Raw genomic sequence first — 18,468 nt, 5'->3', positions numbered from 1 at the left:
CAGAGACTAGGTGAATGCCAGAACTCCCCGGTGCAGGCTGCGAGGGGAGATGGCGGCCGACCGGTGCCGTACACACATCAGCGTGGAGGTGCGCAGCAATGCAAATGGACAGCGCAGCGGAGCCGTTGCACACATCCGGTTCCGCAGTGTCTTCCCGGCGGGCCGGTGCACTGCCCTCGCGGCTGGCTGTCTCCGCCCTGGCCACCGAAGGCGGGGTGATGAGCAATGACGCGTTCCACGCATGGTTCGAGGAGCGGCAGCGCACTCACGCGCTCCAGGTCAGCCGCATACCCTTCGAGGAGCTGCAGGGGTGGAACTTTGCTCCGGGAGACGGGAACCTGCGGCACGACAGCGGGCGGTTCTTCTCCATCGAGGGCATCCGGGTCCGATCCGACTACGGGCCGGTGGGCGCATGGTGCCAGCCGATCATCCACCAGCCGGAGATCGGTGTGCTCGGGATCGCGGTCTGCGAGATCGACGGAGTACTGCACTGTCTGATGCAGGCCAAGCCGGAGCCGGGGAACATCAACGGGGTGCAGCTCTCCCCCACGGTGCAGGCCACCAAGAGCAACTACACCCGGGTGCACGGCGGTTCCGCCGTTCCGTACATGGACTGCTTCATCGACGCCGATCCGGGGCGGGTGCTGGCCGATGTGCTCCAGTCCGAACAGGGCTCGTGGTTCTTCCGGAAGCGCAACCGCAACATGGTGATCGAGGTGGGCCCCGAGGTCGAGGCGGGCGAGGACTTCTGCTGGCTCACTCTGGGCCAGCTCGGTGCGCTGCTGCGCCACCCCGATCTGGTCAACATGGATGCCCGTACGGTGCTTTCCTGCATCCCTGACTGGCGGGCGGGCTCGGAGACGGCCAACTCCGGCCTGCACTCCGATACGGAGATCCGCAGCTGGGTCACGACGCGACGGGCCCGGCACGAGATCACCACCGAGCCACTGCCCCTGCGGGAGACGGAGGGCTGGCGCCGCTCGGAGAAAGCGATCTCACATGAGAGCGGGCTCTTCTTCAGTATCGTCGCCGTTGATGTCAGCTCGCACCGGCGTGAGGTTCCTACCTGGTCACAGCCACTGCTCGAACCGCATGGCCTGGGGGTCGCCGCGCTGCTGGTGAAGCGGATCCGCGGGGTGCCGCACGCCCTGCTGAGCGCGCGGGTCGAGCCGGGTTTTCTCGATGTGGTGGAACTCGGGCCCACCGTGCAGTGCACTCCGGAGAGCTACGCCCGGCTTCCCGCCGAGGACCGTCCCCGGTATCTCGATGTGGTGCTGGACCGCCGTCCGGAGCGGACGCTGTTCGATGCCGTGCTGTCGGAGGAGGGCGGCCGGTTCCGTCACGCCCGGAGCCGCTACCTGATCATCGAGGTGGGCGACGAGTTCCCGACCGGGACGCCCGCGGGCTTCCGTTGGGCGACGCTATGTCAGATCAGTGAACTTCTGAAGTACAGCCACCATCTGAATGTGCAGGCCAGGACCCTGGTCGCGGGGATGAGGACGCTGCCGTAGCCGGGCGGGGAACGGCGCTCCGGGGTGAGCCCCGGAGCGCCGGCCTCGTCCAAGGAGACCGCACCGGCGCCGCCACGGCCACGCTCTGTGCACCCGAGGGCGCCCGGCCGGTGACGAAGCCTCAGATTTTCCGCAAGATTCTCACGTCGCACCCGTTGTGCGTGCGAAACACCGGTCACCTCGTGACGGCCCGGCGGCCTCGAAGCCGAATTCTTCTCTGCCCTCACCGTGCGCTCCCTGGCGCCGAGGCCGCTCAGAGCCGTAGCCACTCCGAGCCCGAGTCCTCCCGCGAAAGATTTCATGACGGACGCCGCTCGCAGGCAAATTTGTTTCCCCGGGGCCCCTACTGCCGAGTACTTCCGCACGGCCCGCCCCCGCGTCGCGCGGGCCGCTCTTGCTTTGCTTCACCAGTGCCTCATTGCGCACCCCTGAGAGGGTTTCCCGGAACGATGTGGCAACCTTGACACGGCGAATGACGAAATACCCGGGACCCGCGCTTCTGTTGGAAGGTGAGCGCCGACAGAAATGACAACAGAAACCAACTGGCTGCCATATACACCGTGTGCTCGGCGTGAGCGGCAGAAACCCGGCAGGCTTCCTCGACCGTGCCGCCGGCCGGATTTTTGCGCTTCCTGCCCCTCCGCCGGCGCCCTCGCGTCGGCATGCCCGTATCGGTACGGCCCCTGTGCTCCGTAGCGGTACGCGCTCCGTGCTCTGCGCGCCCACGGTGGTGCGGCCGGGAAGTCCGCCGGTACCGCCTGCCCTGCTGCCCGCACCGCGTGCCACACCCTCCGCACCGGCCGCTACGACGCCCTCTCGCGGTCTGAAGGGACCTGAACCTGATGTTGCTGGACCGCGAGGCTGAACTCGTGCTGACGGCCACCGCCCTGAGGAGCGGACGAGGGGCCCTGGTGCTGGCCACCGGTCCCTTGGGGGTCGGCAAATCAGCCCTCCTCGACGGCATCGGCGAACTCGGGGCGGCGCAGGGAGCCCAGCACCTGCGGGTGAGCGCGGCTCCGATGGAGCGGGACTTCTCCTTCGGGGTGGCCCGCCAGCTCCTGGAACCGGTGCTGCGGCACGCCTCGCCGGAGGAGAGGGCGCGGTGGGAACCAGGGGTCGTCAGTCGCGCTCGGCGCGCGTTCGACGCCGGCCGGCCCGACGGAGCAGCACCGGACGCCCTGGACGGTCTCACCGCACTCGTGGAGAACATGGCTCGTGACCAGCCCGTTCTTATGCTCGTCGACGAACTGCAGTGGGCGGACTCGGCGACCCTCCGGTGGCTGCGGCACCTGGGCGAGCGGCTGTCCGCCCTGCCGGTCGTGCTCGTGTGCGCCGTCCGCGAGGGCGACTCCCTGACCGGGCATCCTGCCGTCCAGAGCGTCATCCGGCACGCCACGCACGTCCTGCGCCCGGGGAACCTCACTCTGCACGACTCCCACGAGATGATCCGGCGGTACTACGGGGAAGCGGTGGACGCGGCATTCGCGCTGGCCTGCCACCAGGCCACCGGCGGCAATCCCCTGCTCCTCACCTGCCTTCTGGAAGATGCGGCCCCCCGGAGCCTCCAGCCCACCGCGGGCCACGCGGAAACCGTCGCCGCACTCCGCCCGGCCTCGCTGCAGCATCGGCTGCTGCAGCGCCTGGACGCTCAATCGGAGCAGGTCAGGAGGACCGCCCGAGCCGTGGCCGTGGTGGGTGACGACACCAACCCCGAGTTGCTGAGCAGGCTGGCCGACCTGGACACCGCGGGGCGGGACCATGCCCTGCGGCAACTGGCGGACCTCGGCCTGACGACCGGCATGCAGTGCCCCCGGTTCGTCCACTCCCTCGTGCGGGAGTCGGTGGTGGAGGGCATCCCGCTGAAGGAACGGACCGCCATGCACGAGCTGGCGGCGGAGTTGCTGCACCGGGCCGGCCGCCCGCCCGAGCAGGTGGCAAGGCACCTGATGGCGCTCACGGCGCCGACGTTCCCGTGGGCCACCCAAGTGCTGCGCTCGGCAGCTTTCACCGCGCAGCGCAGGGGTGCCCCCGAGATTGCCGCACGCTATCTGCGACGGGCTCTGCTGGACAGCCTGCCGGACAGCGACCGGGCGGACCTGCTGGTCGACCTGGCCACCTCGGAACGGAGTTTCGCCCCGTATGCGTCCGTCCGGCACATCGCACAGGCCGCTCTGCTGTGCGACGGACCGCGACAGCGCGCCCAGGCCGTGGTCCGGCTGGCGCCCAGCTCCTTCTCCTCGACGCTGTTGCCGGTTCACGAGCTGCTGCGGGAGACGGCGGACGCGCTGGGCCCCGAGCACCTGCTGCAGGGGCCGGACCGGGAGCTGGCGCTGCGCCTGGAGGCTCGCATCCGGCAAGCGGCCCTGCCCGATGCGGAGCAATTGGCCGATTCGACGGCCCGCCTCGTCGGTCTGGGCCCCGAGCCGAGGACCGGCACCGTGGCCGAGCGGGAATTGCTCGCCCCGCTGCTCGGCGCCGCGACGTTCTCCAATGCGCTGCCTGCCGATGAGGTGGCGCAGCAGGCGAACCGGGTCCTGGCGTGCGAGCCGGCCTTGCCCTCGCATGTGCACACCACATTGCCTCTGGTGGTGGCATGTCTCGTGGCCGCGGACTCGGTCGAGAGGCTGGGTTCCTGGCTCGATGCGGCCCAGCAGAACGCGGTGGGCCGGCAGTCCCGCGTGGAAGAGGCAATGATCGGCACCGAGCAGGCGCTCGTCTCGCTGGCCCGTGGCCGTCTGACGCAGGCCAAAGGGCAGGCGCTCGCGGCCTTCGAGCTGGCCGGGGCGAAGCACGAGGAGGTCTTCACGCTGTCCTCGATGACCCTGGCCTCGTGCGCGATCCTGACCGGGGACGACCAGCTCGCCGATCGACTGCTCGCCGTCAAGTACCGGGCGGAGGACGAGCCGTACGTGTCGTCGGGGCTGTCCATGCTGAAGGGGCAGAGCGCAGCCCGGAAGGGCGACCTGGAATCGGCCCTGGACTACTTCCTCGGTGCCGGGCGGCGTCTTGAACAGTGTGGATGGCTCAATCCGGCGCTGCTCCCCTGGGCCTCGGCCGCCGCGTTTCTCCACCTCTACCTCGGTGAGCGCAAGCCGGCCGTCGAACTGAGTGCGCTGGAGGTGGAACGGGCCCGTGCCTGGGGTGCACCGGGGCCGCTCGGCCGGGCGCTGCGTGTGCACAGCCATATGGTCGAAGGCCCGGACAGCACCGAAGTCCTGCTGGAGGCCGTGGAGGTGCTGCGGCACTCCGCCAACCGCTTCGAGCGGTGCCAGGCCCTGCTGGATCTCGGCCGGCAGGTCGGCCCGGCCGACGCCCGTGGCCGGGCGGCGCTGCGCCATGCCCGTGAGGAAGCCGCCGAGTGTGACGTCCCCTGGCTGGCCCGCCGCGTGGAGGAGTCGCTCGCCGGGGCTCCACCGGACCCCGAGGCCACGCGCAGTCAACTGACCCCCGCGGAACGGAAGGTGGCCGAACTCGCCGCCTCGGGACTGACGAACCAGTTGATCGCCGACAAGTTGAACATCACGTGCCGGGCCGTGGAAAAGCATCTGACAAGTTGCTATCGAAAGGCGTCAATTCCAGGACGGGCGCACCTCGCCACGGCATTGCGAGAACTCGACCGGTAGTCCGCCCCCCTTGTCATGGCCGTGTCCTACTGACCGGCACGCCCTCTCCTTTGCAACAGGCGTCGCTTGGCGGGACGCCGGCTGCGCTCAACAATCTCACCATGACAAAGAGTCATTACTACCGCACCGTATTGACACCGAACCACCGCACCGAAACACCACAGTGTTTTGCGATTTGCCACATCTCGCGTTGACTCCCGGGATTCGGCATTCCTACGCTCTGAGCAACGGAATACCAATGCAATGAAAGGCACTTCGCTCCACATACCGAAGGAGCGGGGACGACCAATGCCTCCTTCGACGGCCGGGTTTCCCGGTACGTCGACCGAGAAAGACGGTAGCTCCCTTGACATCCCAGCACGACGCCGACCCGATTCCTCTGGCGGCGGCACCTCACCCCCCCCCCCCCCACCTCCCACGTGCGTCCGAGCAACCCGCCCCCGGGGAAAGGCGGCGCCCGCTCCCGCACCAACAAGCCTGTATGGCGAGCCTTGATGCCTCACTGGCGATCGTGGCCGCCGACGCCGACTTCTTCCACCTGTTCGGCCAGGACTCCACAGAAGCCTGTGGCCGTAGCCTCTACTCGCTTCTGCACCCCAGCGCACCGGCTCTGCTCAACCGGCACTTCGCCCGTCTGGCTGAGGGACACCGCCCACGGTTCGTGGAACGGATGGTGGGGATCCGGGGCGAAACAGTGCCGTTCTCGGGCGAACTCACCGGCATTGCGGTGCGCAGCGTACCGGAGCAGGAACCGTCCTTCGTCGTGGTCGTCCGGCCCGACGACGAGTCGGCGTCGCTCACCGGCCAGGACGATGCGCCGGTCAGCCGCAAGCAGTTGCTCACCGAACTCGACGCACAGATCCTCGCAGGCGTGGCCAGTGGCGCCTCGACGGTGCAACTGGCCGCCCGGCTCTACCTGAGCAGGCAGGGCGTGGAATACCACGTCGGCCTGATGCTGCGCAGACTCAAGGCGCCCAACCGCGCCGCGCTGGTCGCACGGGCGCATTCCATGGGGATGCTCACCATCGGCAGTTGGCCGCCCAGGGTCCTGCCCGAGTTCGTGAAGGACACCGACAACCGGCGCAGGCGCAGCCGCAGCCAGGCGGACACTCCCGGCAGCACCCGGCGGCCGTCCTCCGCGCGCCTCGCCCACCGTTCGACCCACCCCGGGACACGGACCGCACCGGCGACGGCGAACTCCCGGGCCTCGTAGGGGTTCAGCGGGGACCGGCACGGCGATGGGGCGTCCCGGACGGGGCGCCCCATCGCTGTCCGCCGACCACTCCCGCCGCCGTACGCCGAGGCCCCTCGGCCCCGCACCGGGGCGGCCGTCCATCGCCCCCATCGAGGAACCGCCCCCGGACTCTAGGGAATTCCTCACCTTCCTTCGGTCACGATAGAGATGCCGTCGTCAGCGTGCCTGCTCCGGGCCATGGGCCCCCGCGTCCCCGAGAGTCACGCTGCACGACGGCGAGGCCGGCACCGCGTGCACCCGGCCTGTAGCGCACCGGCTCCGCGAGGGCACTCCCCCCTCCTTGCGGAGCCGGTGTTGCGCGGTACCGCGGTGGATGAGCCCGGGCACCGGCCCATCGCCCTTTCCCTCCCGGTCGGCTGAGACCATGTCAGCTCACCGGATCCCGGCAGTGGCCGGAGGGGGCCGCCACGCCGCCCCTCCCGTGCCGGGTCCGGCCCCGGGTGACACCCCCGGAGTCTCCCCTACCCTCCAGATGGGAGAAGCTGGAGAAAGCGTCCCTACGAGGACGGGGCAAGGAAGTGGTCATGGACAGGCAACAGCCCCGCGTGCCCGAGCGTCGCCGCGTGGCACGCGGGGTCCGCGCGGGAACGGACCGGCCGTCGCCCGGCGGCCGCCCGCACGCCGGGCCCCTGCTCACGGCGGACCGCCCGGCACGACCGTGCCGGGGTGCAGGTGCGGACAGAGGAGACTCCCGATGACCGACGGGATACCCACCGACGCGTTCGAATGCCGGCGGGACCGGTTGACACTCGTCAATCGCGAGGAGGAAATGTCCTCCCTTTCCGCTCTTGTGCAGGACGCCCGCGCCGGATCAGGCGGTATCGCGCTGCTGGAGGGCGTCGTCGGCATCGGTAAGAGTCTGCTGCTGAGCAGGCTGGTTTCCGCTCCCACCGTCGAGGGTCTTCGTGTGCTGGAGGCGCGCGGCGACGCGCTGGAGCGCGACTTCCCGTTCGGAGTCGTGCGCCAGCTCTTCGAACCGCTGCTGGCCGGCCTCGACGAACCGCAGCGCACCCGGCTGCTGACCGGAAGTGCCCGGACGGCCGCGCAGGCGCTCACCGGTGTGACGCTCCCGTGCAACGCCGTGCTCGCCACCGAGGACATGTCGTACGCCGTACTGCACGGGCTGTACTGGTTCACCTGCAATCTGGCGGCGGAGTCGCCGATCGTCATCGTCGTCGATGATGCGCACTGTGCCGATCTGGCCTCGCTGCGTTTCCTGGCCCATCTCGCCCGCCGGATCGAGGGACTTCCGGTCCTGCTCGTCCTGTCCCGGCGCACCGGCGACGAGGCGACGGACGCCGGGCTCCTCAGCGACATCGCAGGACAGCCGCTGTGCCGGGTGCTGCGGCCCGGCCCGCTGACCGGCGACGGGGTCGGCCACCTCGTACAGTCCGTCTTCGGCCATGCGGCGGAGGACGAGTTCCACGACGCCTGCTTGGCGATCACCGGCGGCAATCCACTGCTCGTCCACTCCCTGCTGACCGTCCTGCGGCTCGGCGGTCACCTGCCGACCGTAGACGGTCTGCAGCACGTCACCGCGAACGACGGTGCCTCCTTCCACGGGGCGGTCCGGTCCATGCTGCAGGGACAGCCGGAGTCCGCCGCGGCGGCGGCCCGCGCCCTGGCTGTCATGGGCGACGAAGCCCCGCCGGAAGTGTGTGCACGGCTGGCCGAACTGGATGACGCGACCCACAGTGCCGCGATGCGGACACTGCGGTCCAACGGTCTGGTCTCGGAGGCCGACGACGGCCGGGCGTGGTCCTTCAACCACGGCCTGATCAGGGAAGTGATCGTGGCGGACATGCCACCCGAGCGGCTCGCGGAGGCGCACCAGCGCGCTGCCCGTCTGATGCTGGACGCAGGGGCGCGCGCCGAGCAGGTGGCCGGCCACCTGCTGGTGACCCCCCTGCCGGTCACCGGGGACTGGGCGGTCACCGTGCTGCGGGAGGCCGCCCGGGAGGCGTCGTTCCGTGGTGCCCCGGCGCTGGCGGTGCAACTGCTGCGGCACTGTCTGCCCGAGGAGGGGCACCCACCCGCGGACCCGTCCGTACTCGTGGAACTGGGCCTGGCCGAGGCCGGTGTGGACCCACAGGCGAGTGTCCGGCATCTGCGGGCGTCCATGGCGCATGTGCACGAACCGCCCCTGCGCTTTCGGCTGCTGAACTCGCTGGCCGGCGGTCTGATCCGCAGTGGCCAGTCGCTTGAGGCGGTGCGGCTGCTCACCGAGCAGGGACCGACGGTCCGCGACCCCGACCTGCAGCTTCTTCTGGAGGGCCAGCGGCTCATGGCTTCGGCCGAGGGTCTGCAGAGCTTCGCAGTGACCTTGCCGGAGTATCCGTTCGACATCGCTCTGCCCGGTGACACACCCGGTGAGCGGGCGCTGATCGCCGCACGTGCCGGCCTCAGCTCGGTTCGTGCGGACCGGGCACAGGAGTCGGCCGCCGCGGCGCGCACGATGCTGGAGCGCAGCGTGCCCGGCATCGACCCGCCGTTCTTCCAGGCCACGGCGGCGACGGCGCTGCTGTACGCGGGACTGACGGACGAGGCGGACACTGCATTTCAGCGCGTCATCGACGCCACCCGGCAGGGCCAGCGCCTGCTGCTGTACGGGCTGTGCCTGGCGCTGCGGGCCGAGACACGCTACCGCCTGGGGGAGCTGTCCGAGTCGCTGGCGGCCACCCGGTCGTCGCTGAACGTGGTGCCGCCCAGGCTGTGGGGCCGCACCCTGGCGCTGCCCATTGCGACGCAGATCCACGCGTTGATCGATTCCGGTGCACTCGACGCCGCCGATGCCGCGGCTGCGCAGGCCTTCCCGTCGACGAGCCTGGACACCTGGCAGTGGAACGAGTTCCTGTGCGCGAGGGGGCGGCTGCGGCTCGTCCGTCAGGACCCGAAGGCGGCACTGACGGACCTCCTGGAGTCCGGCAAACGGCAGCATCAGTGGACCCGGACGAGTCCTGCCGTGTCGTCCTGGTGGGTCTGGGCCGGTCGTGCCCACCTCGCCCTGGGAGCCGTCGCGCCGGCCCGGGAGCTCGCGGAGGAGGCGGTGGAACGAGCCCGCACGGGAAATCTGACCGATGCGCTGGGCACCGCTCTGCGGCTCCTCGCGGCGACGGAGGGCGCCTCCGGGAAACTGGGCGTCCTGGAGGAAGCGCGGTCCGTCCTCCAGAACTCGCCGGCGCGGCTCGAACGGGCCCGTGTACTGGTCGACCACGGCTCTGCGCTCCATGCGCACGGACACACGGAGGCGGCCCGGGAGGTGCTCCGCCAGGGGCTCGATCTGGCGTACTCGCTCGGTGCCGTGCGGCTGCGCGCCCGGGCCAGTGAAGCACTGCTGGCCACCGGTGCCCGTCCGCGCCGGGTCACCTCAAGCGGCGTGGAGTCGCTCACCCCGAGTGAGGGCCAGGTGGCACGCATGGCGGCGGCCGGCGACACCAACCGGGAGATCGCCGAGGAGCTGTTCGTGACCCAGCGCACCGTCGAGCAGCATCTGACGTCCGTGTACCGCAAGCTCCGGGTGTCCGGGCGCCGGAACCTCGGCTCGTTCTTCGACACCGGCCGGGCGGCCAGGTGACGTCCTGGCCGTAGGGCGGGTACGCGCCGTCCCGTCCCGGCATCGGCGGTCTCGCGCGCCTTGCCCGACGGGCGCCGGACACAGCCGGCTGTGGTGTCGCGGCCCGTCACCGCGGTAGCTCCGTCGCCATGGCGGGCCCGTACGCCGGGCTCGCCCGGTCGCCCGCGGCGGCAGGTAGGGCGATGGCGGTCATGACCAGACCCGCCCGCACGGTCCAGCGGCCCCGGAACCCGGACAGCACGGAATCACCCAGCTGCCATCCGGGCACCAGGAGCCGTGCGGTGAAGGTCCCCTCGTACGGGTCGAGGGAAATGCTTGCGTCCTCGAACCCCAACGGACGCCCGGTCATCGGGAACCACGCCTTGTATACGGACTCCTTGGCGCTGAACAGGATCCGGTCCCAGGGCAACGGCGTCGTACCGCAAGGGGTTCGGGGCAGTACGGCGCGCTCCCCGGGCAGCGTCACGGCCTCCAGGATCCCGTCCGGCAGCGGCTTCGCGGGCTCGGCATCGGCGCCCAGGGCGAGCACCTGCGCGGACCGTGCGACGACGGCGGCGGCGTACCCCTCGCAGTGGGTGATCGCGCCGACCAGACCGGCCGGCCACTGCGGTTCCCCGCGTGGCCCCGGCAGGATCGGTACCGGCGGTGAGCCGAGTTCGGCCATCGCCCGGCGGGCACACCAACGGCCTGCCGCGAACTCGCGTTTGCGCTTGCCGACCGCGCGCGAGACAACGGGCTCCTCCTCGCGCAGGAGCGCCCCGTCCGGCGGTTCGCCGGACAGCTCCGCCACGGAGACCGTCTCCGGCAGTAACTCGTCGATCATCACGGTGTCTCCTGTCATGGCACCTGTGGGGCGCGCCTCGCCGGGCGTCGACACGAAGCAGTGCCGCATGGTGCAGCGGAAGTTGAGACTAGGTCGTCATCACGGGCAGCACCACCGAAGCGGGCGGCCGCGCCTCAAGTACCGGGAAAACGACCAGACTTTCCGGGTGGTTGCACGGTCGTGCGCTCCCGTTGGCGGGCGGATGTGCCGGCCCTCGGCTGCGCCCGGCGCCCAGCTCCGTATCGAGGTCGTCGTACTGCTCAACGCCCGCCGCCGAGTCCGGCACGGCGCTGCCGCATCCAGCCGCCACCGACCGGCCCGCGCCGTCGCATTGGCGGCGATTCGGAGCGGCGCTTAGCGTGGGAGGGGAGCGCGGTTCGCACACATCGTCCGGTGGGCCCGCGCGGCCGGACCGCCCTCGATGTGGAGGACCGGGATGGAATCTGTCTCCTTCCTGCTCGTGGCCGTGATCCTCACGGCCCTGGCCTTCGACTTCACCAACGGATTCCACGACACCGCCAACTCGATGGCCACCTCCATCGCCACCGGGGCACTGAGCCCCCGGGTTGCCGTAGCCGTCGCGGGTCTGCTCAATCTGGCCGGAGCCTTCCTCTCCACGGAGGTGGCCAAGACGATCTCGGGCGGCATCGTCCACGACAGCGAGGTATCCCTGGTGATGATCTTCGCCGGGCTGATCGGGGCAATCCTGTGGAATCTCGTCACCTGGCTCCTCGGGCTGCCGTCCAGCTCGTCCCACGCCCTGTTCGGCGGGTTGATCGGCGCGGTGTGGGTGGGGGCCGGAGGTTCCGCGGTGCGCTTCGGCGCGATCATCGAGAAGATCGTGATTCCTGCGGTGGCCTCGCCCGTGGTGGCCTGCGTGGTAGCGCTGCTGGCCACCTACCTCGCCTATGTGATCACCCGGAGGACCTCGGCGCGCGCCGTCGGTAAGGGCTTCCGCGTGGGTCAGATCGGATCGGCGTCCTTGGTGGCGCTGGCTCACGGCACGAACGACGCCCAGAAGACGATGGGGGTCATCACCCTCGCACTCATCTCTAGCGGAGCGCTCGGCCATGGTGCGGGGCCGCCCTGGTGGGTGGTGCTGAGCGCGGGCCTGGCGATCTCCCTGGGCACCTACGTGGGCGGCTGGCGGATCATCCGGACCATGGGCAAGGGGCTCACCGACATCCAGGCCCCGCAGGGCTTCGCCGCCGAGACCAGTGCGACCGCGGTGATCCTCGCCTCGTCGCACATGGGGTTCGCGCTGTCGACCACCCAGGTGTGCACGGGCAGCATCCTCGGCGCGGGCCTGGGCCGCAAGCTGGCACACGTGCGCTGGGGAGTCGCCGGGCGGATCGCGGTGTCCTGGCTGCTGACCCTGCCGGCCGCGGCCGCCGTGGGGGGCCTGGCAGCCTGGGTGGCCGACCAGGGCAACGCGGGGGTGGCCCTGGTGGCGGGCGTCGCGCTGGCTGCCGCGGCGGGCTTCTACGTGCTCTCGCGCCGCCGTCCGGTGAGCCCGGAGAACGTCAATGACGTGCCGGCCCCCGCTGCGGAGCCCACTGTCAAGTCGGCCGCCTGAGTGAGCCGGCTCGACCGGGCGGGCCGTCGTCGGGGAAGGCACGGCGGAAGGGACAGGAGATGGACATCGACTGGGGCACTCTTGCCGGGGTCTCCGGTGTCAGCCTCGGGATCACCGTGGTGGTGGTCGTGATGTTCTCGCTCGGACTGGCCGCGTGGGCCCGCGCCGGCCACGGAGAGCCCGCCCCCGACGTGCCCCGGGGCCGGCACCGGAAGGTGGCGGCAGTCGCGGCCGTGCTGTGCTTCGCCGCCTGCCTCTCGGTAGCGGCCTACGGGATCGATCTGATCGTTCCCAGCTGACCCTGCCCCGGCCGCTCCACTCGCCCGGTATCCGATGTGCCCCGCATCCGGCCCGGGGACGTGACGCCGGTCCTGTCGAGGTCGCTCCCTGACCGCGGACAGCGGCCCGCAGCAGCTGGCCGCGCTGTCGTCCGTGGCTTGAGGAGCACCAGCGCTGTGCTTGAGGAGCACCAGCTCTGCCGGCCCGGATCGCTACCTGGCCGTGACGAGCGCCGAGAGGAAGAGAACATGACCGCCTCGTACGCATCCATCAGCACCACGCTGGACGGCAACGTCCTGTTCGCCACTTTCCACGCCCCGCCGATCAACCTCATCGGTCCCGAGGTCGTGCGCGACCTGGTCGGACTGCTCAAGGAACTCTCTTCCTCGGCTACCGCACGGGTGGTGGTCTTCGACAGCGCGGATCCCGACTTCTTCTTCCCGCACGTCGACCTGACCAAAGTGCCCGAGTACACCGCTGAGGCCGCGAAAGCCGGCGGCCCGGGCGACGCCTCCCTGGGGATGCTGTTCCGCAAGCTCAGCGAGATCCCAACCGTCACCATCGCCAAGCTGCGCGGCCGAGCACGGGGTGCGGGCAGCGAGTTCCTCCTCGCCTGTGACATGCGCTTCGCCTCCCGCGAGAACGCGGTCCTGGGCCAGCCCGAAGTCGGCATCGGCACTTCGCCCGGCGCGGGAGCGATCCAGCACCTCACCCGTCTGCTGGGCCGGGGCCGAGCGCTCGAAGCCGTGCTGACGTCGGCCGACTTCGATGCCGAACTCGCCGAACGCTACGGATGGATCAACCGCGCGGTGCCCGACGCCGAGCTGGACGCATTCGTAGCCGGCCTCGCCGCGCGCATCGGGGACTTCCCCCGCGACGGGCTGATCGCGGCCAAAGCCGCCGTCAACGCCATCAGCCTGCCGCCGCTGGCCGACGTACGCGCGGATGCCGCCCTGTTCCAGCAGCTCGTTCGGGGGGAGTCAGCGCAGCAACGCACGGCAGAGCTGTTCGAGCGGGGCTTCCAGACCCGTGGCCGCACCGAACTCGACCTCGGCGACGCACTGGGCGACTTGAAGGACGTCGGCCGATAACGACATCCCACGTCTCTTCCCCTAGCCGGCTAAATCCCAAGCCGGTTGTACCGGTGAAGGCCGCCGACTGGACTGCCCATCGGGAGCATGGCGCATCGTTATGCAGTCGGGAGGATTTCACAAAGGGCGCCTGGCACATCTGGGATTGCGATGCAAGCCGTCGGCGGGAATACTGATGAATACGGGCAGGGAAGGCCCGGAAGCGCGCTGCGTGTGGACATTTGCGCCTCACGCAGCGTTTCCCTGGCTCAAGCTCCCGGAACGCGGGGGGACGCCGTGAACTCAATGAGCTGTGGAGAAACACGGGTTCACGGGCCGCGAGCATGGCAAGGTTTCGAGCCGCCTTCGCTGACGATGTATTCCTCATCGAGGTCCGCGAGTCAAGAAGCGGCATCAGATTGCGCCCCGATTCGGATAGCGCGAACGGATATCGGCACGTTCGCGAGCCCCCGTCTCGCAGCATCTTCGAGGCCAGCCCTCACCATCGGGGACCAGCCTCGAAGTTGACCCATGGGCCGCTAGAAACGGCCTCCACGACCGAAACCGCCACCTCGGCCAAAGCCGCGTCCACGGCCGAAGCCGCGTCCACGGCCTCGCCCATAACGGCCTCCACGTCCACGACCGTATCCACCTCGGCCGTAGTCGCCCCAGTCGTCACCGCCGCCATGCCTGCGGGGGAATACGCTTCGGAAGCTCATCGTGCCTCCTCGGATCTCTGATGGTCGTCCAGCCGTCCAGCTGAACCACTTCCCACGCTACGCCGCGACACGCGTCGAAATCAAACGGGAAAAGGCTGAAAGTTAAGGCAAATTTGGCGTTTTTTCATGTACTCAACGTGGCCACTGGTTGCTCTCCGGATTCCAACTTCCCCTCTTGACCGGTCGAATTTCAGGCGTCGCGTTCTCATCCCGCCGTCGGCCCTCTCATATCGCGCATGCGAGGTACAGTCATCGAGACCAACACTCCATTCTCGGCACATCGGTGAGTAATGGTCAGGCGATATCGTCGGCACATTCGACGTCCGCGATCCGTGCCACTTGCTTCGCCACCACGGCCAACACCTTCGACGGAGATGGCAAGTTGGTGCTCTTCACCAAGCCGACGACGACCCTTGAACGTTCGAGGCTACGCCAGGGCGGTGGGCGGCTCGGCGGCGAACTCGACGTTTCGGGACCTGCGCAGCGCCCGGACGGCCTCGCGCCGGACCTTCCCTGATTCGGTGCGCGGCAGGTCGTCCACGAACTCCAGGAAGCGCACGAGCTTGGGCGCGGGCAGCTGTGTGTGCAGGTGCGCGAAGAGCACCTCGGCGGTGGCCCGGCTGGCGTTCCACCCGGCACCCAGCACCACGTACGCCTTGGGTACCAGTGCCGTGCCCTCGGACACCGGTACCACGGACAGTTCGGCGACGGCAGGGTGCAGCACCAACACATGTTCCAGTTCGAGCGGAGCGATCAGCGTCCCGTCCTGCCCCTCGAACACGTCCTTGCGACGCCCGAGATAGACGAGAGAACCGTCGCTGTCCCACCGGGCCAGGTCACCGGTTCGGTAGAGGCCGCCCGGGGTATGGCTGGTGGCGTTGTCCTCCGGGTCGAGATAGCCGCGCATCATGCCGACGGGTTCGTTGGCCAGGTCCAGGCACAGTTCCCCCTCCTGAGCCGGCTCGTCGGTGTCGGGCCGGACCACCACCAGCTCGTAGCCCGGTAGCGGATAGCCCATGGAGACCGGGTCCGCCGGAGAGGAGGCGGTGACCCCGGCCATGGCGGTGACTTCGGACTGCCCGAACCCGTTGCGGACGGTCACCCCGGCCAGCCTGCGGACCTGTTCGACCACATCACCCATGAGCGGTTCACCGACGCTGACCGCATGCCGCAACCCGGGCAGACCGTCGGGCAACCCGGTCCGGATCAGTGCCCGCCAGATGCTGGGCGGCGCGCAGAAGCTGGTGACCGTCCCGCTCCGGAGCACCTCCAGCAGCCGCTGCGGGGTCGCGTCGGCATTGTCCATGGACACCACGGTGGCCTCGGCGTTCCAGGGCCCGAACAGCGAGCTCCACGGGTACTTCGCCCAGGCCGGGGCGGAGACGTTGAGGTGCACATCCCCCGGCTTCAGCCCGTTCCAGTACATACTCGCCAGATGCCCGATCGCGTAGCTGACGTGCGTGTGCACCACCAGCTTCGGCCGCGAGGTGGAGCCGGAGGTGAAGTAGTAGAACAGCGGCTCGTCGGCCTCGGTGGGGCCCTCCGGCACGAAGTCGCCCTCGTGCTCGGCCGAAGCGGCGAAGTCGACCCAGCCCTCGTGTTCCCCACCCACGATGATCCTGGTCCGGAGCCCGTCCACCGCGAGCCCCGGCACGATCCGATGGTCGGCGATCACATGCCGGGCTCCGGCCCTGCCGATCCTGGTGCGCAGCTCCTCGGGCGAGATGGTGATGAAGGCGGGTGCGATAACGGCCCGGACCTTGATCAGGGCGAGCATCAGCTCCCACAGCTCGATCCGGTTGTCCATCAGCAGCATCACCACCTCGCCCCGGCGGATGCCCTGCGACAGCAGCCAGTCGGCGACCCGGTCGGAACGTCGGGAGAGTTCCTGGAAGGTCCGCTCCCCTTGTCCGACGATGCGCAGTGCCACCCGGTCGTTGCCCTCGGCGATCCGGTCGAACCAGTCGGTCGCCCAGTTGAACCGTCGTGGCCGGGGCCACCGGAACGCCTTGCGCGCGGCGTCCTGGTCGTCGGCGTGGTGCAGAAGGAGGTCCCGCGCGGCCCGGAACTCCCGGTACGCATCGTCTTGCCCGGACAACTTGTCCCCGATCACTGGAAGGTGTTGGACTCGGCCCGGCGCAGCACGCTGAGTGCTATCACGTCGGCGTCCCGGGAGAACGAGGTGGGCACGCCCGGCCGGCCGTTGCCGATCTGGGTGAACCAGCACACCCGCTCGGTCGGGATGCCCAGCGCGTAGAGGGCCCGGTGCGGCCGGCCGTCGGCGGCGATCACCCGACGCTCGGCCGGGGTGATGTGCAGTGCACCCGTTTCGAATGTCTCTTCGGTGTCGCCGTGCACGAAGTCGACGGCCATCCGCTCCTCGACCAGCTGCCGCATCAGCGGATCGGTGTTGCGTATCAGGCCGGCGGTCGGGATCCGGGAGTCGATGAGCACGTCGCAGTGCCTGCGCGAGCCCTCGACGGCCGGGGATTCCATGAAGAACCGGCCCTGCTCGGCGTCGCAGCCGTGCACCACATCCGGCCCTGCCACGTCGAGCACCCTGGCGTCGATCAAGGCGAGGAACTGCGCGGTGCGTTCCAGCGGCGGACCGGTGAACAGCGACGAGGTGCGCGAGGCGAACCGGCCGAGGAAGTCGGCCCGATGGGATCGCGGGGTCAGGCCACCGAAGTCCACGGCGTGCCGCAGCACTTCGCGGGAATCCCGGATGGCGTCCAGCGCGGCCTTGAGCGGACTGTCCACGTTGCCCTGACCGGCCTCCGCGATGTCGGCGAGCAGGATACGTCGCACCTCGGCGACCACGTCGGCACCGGAGTCGAACCGCTTGGTGTGCAACGGCCTGGACAGCTGGTCCAGGTCGACCGGCTCCGCGTCCGCGAGGCCGTGGCGCAGAGCCACCTCGCGCCAGCTCTCCGGTTCCGGGCCGAGTGCGCACAACTCGGCGCCGACCGACTCGGCACGCTCCGGCCCGTGCTGGGTCCTTGCCTGGGTGGTGTAGTAGACATAGTTGATTTCGGCCTGCAGCAAGGACAGCACGTCCCGGTCGAAGTCCAGGGCCGGGCCGCCCCGGTGCAGCGCGTTGTGCTCGCGCAGCCTGCCGATGGCGGCCGAGGTGAGGAACTTTGGTGCCGCGCGGTCGGCCACCCCTTTCTGGTTGCGGCCCCGCGAACGGATCGGCAGTCCGCTGCGCGAGCCCGCGACCACCCAGGGCTCATTGCCGCTGGGCACGTAGCACATCACCCCGTCGCCGTTCACCTTGAACTTCCCGCCACGACCGACGGTGAAGGACATCAGGATGTCGTAGAAGGAGAGGCCGAGCCCCACGACGCCGACCGCGGCACGCGGCGGGATCGACTGCAGTTCCAGGTCGGCGGCCGAATCCCCGCTGAGATAACGGAGTTCGGGCCGGTCCGCTGCGAACCGCGCCAGCTCGGACTGGTGCTCGGACAGCTCCGCTCGGGCGTGCCCGGTGGTGATCACCACCGCGTCGACGGTCACGGTGCGCTCATCGTCCGAAGTGGACACGCGAAGTTCGTAGCTGTTCCCGTTGTCCCGCAACGAGGTCACCTTGCCGACCATCTCGACGACCTCGCCGAGCCCCGGCACGGCACGCACCACCGAGTCGTACACGTACCGCAGGTACCGGCCGTAGGCGTACCTCGGTGCGTAGTCGTCACGGTCCAGACCGGACAGTGCCGGATCCGGCTGCGTGTGTAACCACTGCTGGAAGGACAGGCCGGCGCCCGGCCGGCATGGCTCGCCGTCGAAGACCCCGGAGAACATGCTGATCTCACCGACCACGGTGTTCATCAGGAAGCAGGTCTCCTGGTCGGTTCGCCAGATCCGGCCCGCTCCCAGTTCCACCGCGTCGATCAGCCAGATTCTGACGCTCGGCGGCTCCGCCTCGGCCGTCAGATTGGCCGCGATCCGCTCGAACACCGAGATCCCGCGCGGTCCTGTGCCCACGATCGCGATGTCCAGCACCGCGTCAGTCAGGTGTTCCACGACCTGTCCCCCCAT

The 18,468-nt window shown here is 69.7% G+C and carries 10 protein-coding genes; 7 read left to right on the top strand and 3 right to left on the bottom strand.

Translation table 11 applies throughout. The annotated features are described in order from the left end of the window. Positions 1-104: 104 nt before the first annotated feature. The 4 genes from ACF088_RS28255 (at position 105) to ACF088_RS28240 (ending at position 9,963) form a co-directional block, all read left to right on the top strand. Positions 105-1,511, top strand: coding sequence for an NDP-hexose 2,3-dehydratase family protein (locus ACF088_RS28255; protein WP_392378675.1), 1,407 nt, complete (start codon positions 105-107; stop codon positions 1,509-1,511). A gap of 842 nt (positions 1,512-2,353) precedes the next feature. Continuing rightward, the gene (locus ACF088_RS28250) at positions 2,354-5,134 is read left to right on the top strand and encodes an AAA family ATPase (RefSeq protein ID WP_392378662.1); all 2,781 of its coding nucleotides are present in this window, start codon (positions 2,354-2,356) and stop codon (positions 5,132-5,134) included. A 373-nt stretch (positions 5,135-5,507) separates the two neighbouring features. Next, entirely contained in the window at positions 5,508-6,347 is an 840-nt protein-coding gene (locus ACF088_RS28245; protein WP_392378674.1) for a LuxR C-terminal-related transcriptional regulator, read from the top strand. A gap of 736 nt (positions 6,348-7,083) precedes the next feature. After that, positions 7,084-9,963 (top strand): ATP-binding protein, encoded by a 2,880-nt coding sequence (locus ACF088_RS28240; RefSeq protein WP_392378661.1) that lies wholly within the window; start codon positions 7,084-7,086, stop codon positions 9,961-9,963. Positions 9,964-10,069: 106 nt separating this feature from the next. On the opposite strand, the gene ACF088_RS28235 is transcribed toward ACF088_RS28240, so the two are convergent. Continuing rightward, the gene (locus tag ACF088_RS28235) at positions 10,070-10,804 is read right to left on the bottom strand and encodes a 4'-phosphopantetheinyl transferase (RefSeq protein ID WP_392378660.1); all 735 of its coding nucleotides are present in this window, start codon (positions 10,802-10,804) and stop codon (positions 10,070-10,072) included. A 418-nt stretch (positions 10,805-11,222) separates the two neighbouring features. Between ACF088_RS28235 and ACF088_RS28230 the strand changes: the two genes are divergently transcribed. The 3 genes from ACF088_RS28230 to ACF088_RS28220 all read left to right on the top strand — a co-directional run bounded on the left by ACF088_RS28230 (position 11,223) and on the right by ACF088_RS28220 (position 13,732). Further along, a complete protein-coding gene (locus ACF088_RS28230; RefSeq protein ID WP_392378659.1) occupies positions 11,223-12,362 on the top strand; it encodes an anion permease in 1,140 nt (379 codons plus the stop codon). 59 nt (positions 12,363-12,421) lie between these two features. Continuing rightward, complete coding sequence (locus ACF088_RS28225) at positions 12,422-12,661, top strand: hypothetical protein (RefSeq protein WP_392378658.1); 240 nt, start codon at positions 12,422-12,424, stop codon at positions 12,659-12,661. A gap of 228 nt (positions 12,662-12,889) precedes the next feature. Next, positions 12,890-13,732 (top strand): enoyl-CoA hydratase/isomerase family protein, encoded by an 843-nt coding sequence (locus tag ACF088_RS28220; RefSeq protein ID WP_392378657.1) that lies wholly within the window; start codon positions 12,890-12,892, stop codon positions 13,730-13,732. Between the two features lie 1,125 nt (positions 13,733-14,857). On the opposite strand, the gene ACF088_RS28215 is transcribed toward ACF088_RS28220, so the two are convergent. Together ACF088_RS28215 and ACF088_RS28210 are read right to left on the bottom strand one after the other, a co-directional pair. Continuing rightward, on the bottom strand, positions 14,858-16,528 hold the full coding sequence (locus ACF088_RS28215) for an AMP-binding protein (RefSeq protein ID WP_392378656.1): 1,671 nt from the start codon (positions 16,526-16,528) through the stop codon (positions 14,858-14,860). 11 nt (positions 16,529-16,539) lie between these two features. Further along, positions 16,540-18,453 (bottom strand): FAD/NAD(P)-binding protein, encoded by a 1,914-nt coding sequence (locus ACF088_RS28210; RefSeq protein ID WP_392378655.1) that lies wholly within the window; start codon positions 18,451-18,453, stop codon positions 16,540-16,542. Positions 18,454-18,468: the final 15 nt, after the last annotated feature.

This window comes from Streptomyces sp. NPDC015125, from assembly GCF_043080045.1.
In the GTDB taxonomy this organism is placed as follows: Bacteria; Actinomycetota; Actinomycetes; order Streptomycetales; family Streptomycetaceae; genus Streptomyces.
The sequence above is the reverse complement of the archived record's forward strand: the minus strand, read 5'-3'. Positions and strand labels throughout refer to the sequence as shown.